Origin of the sequence: Arthrobacter sp. 35/47 (genome assembly GCF_000520475.1) — a bacterium.
Lineage (GTDB): Bacteria > Actinomycetota > Actinomycetes > Actinomycetales > Micrococcaceae > Arthrobacter_D > Arthrobacter_D subterraneus.
This window is the reverse complement of the sequence record NZ_KI914601.1, coordinates 27,144-32,973: the sequence shown is the minus strand read 5'-3', so window position 1 is coordinate 32,973 and position 5,830 is coordinate 27,144. Positions and strand designations below refer to the sequence as shown.

2 protein-coding genes and 1 pseudogene are annotated in these 5,830 nt (G+C 65.1%); 2 read left to right on the top strand and 1 reads right to left on the bottom strand.

What is annotated here, in order from left to right:
* Nucleotides 1-1,278 (top strand): phosphomethylpyrimidine synthase ThiC (gene thiC / locus X803_RS19160; RefSeq protein ID WP_035778545.1); only part of this gene is annotated, 1,278 nt, incomplete at its 5' end.
* Nucleotides 1,279-1,409: 131 nt separating this feature from the next.
* Here the strand turns inward: thiC and X803_RS21885 are convergent.
* Nucleotides 1,410-1,553, bottom strand: a pseudogene (locus tag X803_RS21885) (IS110 family transposase); the annotation flags it as partial.
* 294 nt (nucleotides 1,554-1,847) lie between these two features.
* On the opposite strand from X803_RS21885, the gene X803_RS19155 reads away from it, so the two are divergent.
* On the top strand, nucleotides 1,848-5,830 hold a 3,983-nt coding region (locus X803_RS19155; RefSeq protein WP_084033627.1), incomplete at its 3' end, for a S8 family serine peptidase.

Genomic DNA, 5,830 nt, shown 5'->3' with positions numbered 1-5,830 from the left:
ATCATCCCCGCCAACATCAACCACCCCGAGTCTGAGCCGATGATCATCGGCAAGGCTTTTCTGGTGAAGATCAATGCCAATATCGGCAACTCCGCGGTGACCAGCTCCATTGCCGAAGAAGTCGACAAAATGCAGTGGGCCACCCGGTGGGGTGCGGACACCGTCATGGACCTGTCCACCGGCGATGACATTCACACCACCCGGGAATGGATAATCCGCAACTCCCCCGTTCCCATCGGCACAGTGCCCATCTACCAGGCCCTAGAAAAAGTCGACGGCGAGGCCAACGCCCTCACTTGGGAAATTTTCCGCGACACCGTCATCGAGCAGTGCGAACAGGGCGTGGACTACATGACCATCCACGCCGGAGTGCTGCTGCGCTACGTACCGCTGACCGCCGAGCGAGTCACCGGCATCGTCTCCCGCGGAGGATCGATCATGGCCGGCTGGTGCCTCGCCCACCACAAGGAGAACTTCCTCTACACCCACTTCGACGAACTCTGCGAGATCTTCGCCCGTTACGACGTCGCTTTCTCCCTGGGCGACGGGCTGCGCCCAGGATCGATCGCCGATGCCAACGATGCGGCCCAGTTCGCAGAGCTGGACACCCTGGCAGAGCTCACCGCACGCGCCTGGGAGTACGACGTGCAAGTCATGGTCGAAGGCCCCGGGCACATCCCGCTGCACCTCGTCCGGGAGAACGTGGAGCGGCAGCAGGAGCTATGCAACGGAGCCCCGTTCTACACGCTGGGGCCACTGGTGACCGACATCGCGCCAGGCTACGACCACATCACCTCAGCCATCGGAGCCACCGAGATCGCCCGCTACGGCACAGCCATGCTCTGCTACGTCACTCCGAAGGAGCACCTCGGGCTGCCGAACAAGGACGACGTGAAGACCGGCGTCATCACCTACAAGATCGCAGCCCACGCCGCCGACCTCGCCAAGGGCCACCCCGGTGCCTTCGAACGCGACAATGCCCTCTCCAAGGCCAGGTTCGAGTTCCGCTGGCGGGACCAGTTCGCCCTGTCCCTGGACCCGGAAACCGCCGAAGCCTTCCACGACGAGACACTGCCAGCCGAGCCGGCCAAAACCGCTCACTTCTGCTCAATGTGCGGGCCGAAGTTCTGCTCCATGCGCATCTCCCAAGACATTCGCGACCAGTTCGGCGGCACCGCCCAGCAGCAGGCCATCGTTGGGATGGAGGAGAAATCCGCCCAGTTCAGGGCCTCCGGCGGCAGAGTCTACGTAGAAATGCCGGCAGTGCCTGCCAGCTGAGAGCCCGGTTTTCCGCTGGTGGGGCGGGCTCGACGGCGGGCGTTACACAACCGTGGACGCAGTGTTTCCAGGAAGGCAACGCCCGCCGGATAGCCCCGTGCCTTATGCTGGGCATTTTTCCTCCAAACGCATCACACGGTCCGAACAGCTGATGCCGGCTGGACCTCATAGGCGGTTCGGTTGCGAAGCATGGTCCACATTACGTTGAGTCGTCGTCGGGCCAGAGAGAGTACTGATTGAGTGTGGGTTTTTCCTTCAGCGCGTTTGCGGGGGTAGCCAAGACAGTACAACTGCCCTGCGAACTACCTGCTCAACAACATAACAACGGCACCTATTTCGACCTGAAGGCCGAGGTTCTGGGAAGGTACTACGCCGGTGCCCGTTGACATGTGACCCTTTCCACATGAAGCTGTAACCGTGAAGCCCGACAGGGCTTCACAATGCTGCTGGCACCCACCGCTCTACAGGGAATTTCACTCACACCGGTCTCAGGCCGAGCCAGCAGAGCTGCAGGGGGCTAGGAATGGACTCAAGCGGTATGGCCTTGACTCTTCCTTCGAAGGAGCAGCATGAGCAAGTCATACCGCCGGAGATCGGGAAAGGCTGTGCTGGCTTCGCTGACCGGCCTCGTCCTTGCCTCCAGCATGTGGGCACCGGCGTCGGCAGTGGAAGCACCGGATTCCGGCAGCCCTACAGCTGAAGGGGTCGCGCTGCAACCGGCTTTCGATGCCAAGGTCAGCCGCGAACTCGCTGAAAAAACGGGTCCGACGGCGGCATACGTCCAGTTCGCCGGCAAGGGAGCCTTCGAACAGACACAGCCCGCGGAAGTCCGCCGCAACGGATTCACCGCCCCGGTTCCCCGGAGGGACCGCGTTCTGGAGATCCGGGCCGGCATTCAGGCGAAGGCCGCCGAGGTGGCAGCCCAGGCGGGTGCTTCGGAGCTGTACACCACCACCAACACTCTTCCCGGCGTCGCAATCCAGGGTGATGCTGAGGCGATCAAGGCCCTCGCTGCCCGCCCGGACGTCGTGAAGATCACCGGGCTCGTGCCGAAGACCGTCGAGAACAAGGGCGCTGACATCGACACGCGCGCCCTTGAAGCATGGACCGCGCGGGACAACACCGGTGAGGGCATCACCATAGCCGTACTGGACACGGGCCTTGACTACACTCACGCCGGGTTCGGCGGTCCAGGCACCATCGAGGCGTTCGAACAGGCCAGGGCGGATGCCGAGCCTGATCCGGCGCTCTACGATCCGGCGAAGTTCCTTGGCGGTTATGACCTGGTGGGTGACGCCTACGACGCGTCGGATCCGGTTCGCTCCGTGCCCCAGCCCGACCTCAACCCGCTCGACTGCCAGAGCCACGGCTCCCACGTGTCCGGCACCGCCGCCGGCTACGGAGTGAACGACGACGGCACCACCTTCGAGGGCGACTACAGCACCCTTACTGCCGAGGCCGTCAATGCCATGCGCATCGGGCCGGGCTCCGCTCCCGAAGCCGGCCTGGTGGCCCTCCGAGTCTTCGGTTGTGAGGGCTCCAGCCTGGTTGTAGGCCAGGCCCTGGACTTTGTCCTGGACCCCAACCGGGACGGCAACTTCGATGACCGCGCCCAGGTAGTCAACATGTCGCTGGGCTCCTCCTTCCCAGCCTATGACGATCCGGAAAACGACATCGTCAACGCGCTGACCGCGCAGGGCGTCCTCTCTGTGGTGTCCTCCGGGAACGACGGCGATGTCTACGACATCGGCGGCTCCCCCGGCAGCGCCGAATCCGCGCTCACCGTCGCGGCGAGCGTAGGCTCCCAGGTCACCCTCGACCGTATCGACGTTCTGGCGCCCCAGCCCGGAACCGCCTCGGGACAGTACAGCGTGAACTTCAACTATGTCGAGGCCACCGAGGCACAGCTCACCGGTACCGTGGTCAAGCCGCCGGCCGGTCTGGACCGCTTCGGCTGCCAGGCGTTTCCCGCGGGAACGTTCAACGGTGAATGGGTGTGGCTGGACTGGGAAGACCTCGGCACCCCCTTCCCCTGCGGCTCAGCGACACGCTTCGACAATGTTGAGGCAGCCGGCGGTGCGGGCGTGGTCCTGAGTTCCCCCCGCGACGTGTTCGATGCAGGAATCGGCGGTAACGCCACCATTCCGGGCGTACAGTTCAACCGCGCTTCTTCCGAGGCGCATGAGCCCGCTGCTGCGGCCGGCACGCTCCAGATCCGGCTCGATCCCACCTTCCAGGCAACGGCCACCGGTCCCTCCAATGCGCAGGACACCCTTGCGGCCTTCTCCTCTCGCGGTGTTCACGGTTCCAACGGCGTGGTGAAGCCCGATGTCACCGCTCCCGGGGTTTCCATCGGATCCGTCCAGGTGGGCACCGGCAACGGCGCTTCCGTGAAGAGCGGCACCTCCATGGCCGCGCCGCACACAGCGGGCATCGCCGCACTGCTCCTGTCCGCGCATGAGTACAACCCGTACCAGGCCAAGAGCGTCATCATGAACACCGCGACGCATGACCTGCTGACCGCCGACGGCGTCAAGTACGCACCGAACCGGGTAGGGTCGGGCCGCGTTGATGCCATCCAGGCCCTGGATACCCCGGTCCTGGCGTACGCCACGGACCAACCGGCGCTCACCTCGGTGAACTTCGGGGTCCTTGAGCTCGGGACGGAGGCGCTGACGGTGACCAAGCAGGTCACCGTGCAGAACCGTTCAAACGTTCCGGTGACGTATAACGCCGGCTATCTTGCGGCGTCGACCATGCCCGGTGTGTCCGTCTCGGTGTCTCCGGCGATCATCACGGTTCCGGCGAACAATCCGGCAACGCTGAACGTCACGCTGACGGTTGCGGATCCGGCCGCCCTCGCCAAGACCATCGATCCTGCGGCGGAGGAAATCCAGGCGGGCATTCCTCGCCAGTACCTTGCGGATGTGTCCGGACGGGTTCAGCTGCTGGGCGTCGACGGCCAGGAACTCCGCGTTCCTGTCTACTCGGCTCCGAAGCCGACGTCGGACATTTCGGCCGGGCCGGAAGTCGTCTATGACGACGCCGCGGACCTGGAGAGCAGCATTGCGCTCTCCGGCCGCGGGCTGGCGCAGGGTGTGCCGGGCGAGTCCGCCTATCAGTCCATCGTGTCGCCGCTGGTTCTCGGTGCCGAGAGCCCGAAGGCGCCGACGCGGCCGCTGGAATCCCTGTATTCGTTTGACCTGCGGGCAGTCGGCGCGGCGTCAACGGTTCCGGCCCTGGTCGATGCCGCCGGGGACCGCACCGCGGGCGTGCTGAACTTCGGGATCAGCACCTGGCAGAACTGGTCGCAGCTCGGGGGCAACAACGGCGTATCGATCGACATCGACACCGACGGCGACAGCACAGTGGATTACGTGGTGCAGACGCTCCGGCTCGGCGACCTCGGACCTGCCGCTCCGACACTGGACATGATCCTGTTCGAGGTTGTCACGATCGACGATGCGGGAGCACCCATCTTCGACACCGACCTCTACTTCGCCAACGGCGTGGACGGCAGTGTGGACACCAACACGTTCGACACCAACGTCATCACCCTGCCCGTACCGGTGACGGAACTCGGAATGGATGCGGCGGCGCTCAGCGCCTCGGCTCCCATCCAGTACCGCGTCTCAACCTCCAGCGCGTTCAACGTTGATGAGAACGGCAATTCGGCCGGCCCGGTGGACACCACCGACTGGATCGCTTTCAACGTCACCCAACCCGCCCTGTGGTTCGAGGGCGGCGAGCCCGCCGCGGCGTCCTTCATCTCGGCCGATGGCGTCACCCTGAACGTCAACCGCCAGGAAAACGTGACGGACGCGAAGGCCCTCTTCCTGCATCACCACAATGCGACGGATCAGAAGGACGAGATTGTCCCGATCTCCGTAGCCGGTGCACCGGCCGTCAACAAGGACCTCGACGGCGACGGTCTTCCCGACGTCGTTGTCCGCAACTCTGCGGGGCAGCTCCTGCTGTACCCGGGGAACGGGTCGGGCGGGTTCCTGACCAGCCGCGTGATTGGTACGGGCTGGAACTCGATGACCGCCATCCACATTCCGGGTGACTGGAACGGGGACGGCAATGTTGACGTTGTGGCGCGGGACTCCGCCGGCAGGCTGTGGCTCTATGCAGGCACCGGAAGCGGAACGCTCACCCGCGGCGTCCCCATCGGAAGCGGCTGGAACGGACTGGCGATCGTCACCCCCGGTGATTTCAACGGTGACGGCAACGTGGACCTGATTGCCCGCCTCGGTGACGGCACCCTTCGGCTCTACCCGGGCAACGGCACCGGCGGGTTCGGTACCCGCACGCCTATCGGCTCGGGCTGGACCGGCTACACGATCGTTGGCCCCGGCGACTTCTCCGGGGACGGCAACGCGGACCTGCTGGCCCGCGACACCACCGGGAAGCTCTTCCTCTACCCGGGGAACGGCGCCGGTGGATTCGGTACCCGCACGCAGGCGGGACAGGGCTGGAACGGTTTCACCCTGGTTGGCCCGGGCGACTTCTCCGGGGACGGCAACGCGGACCTGCTGGCCCGCGACTCCAC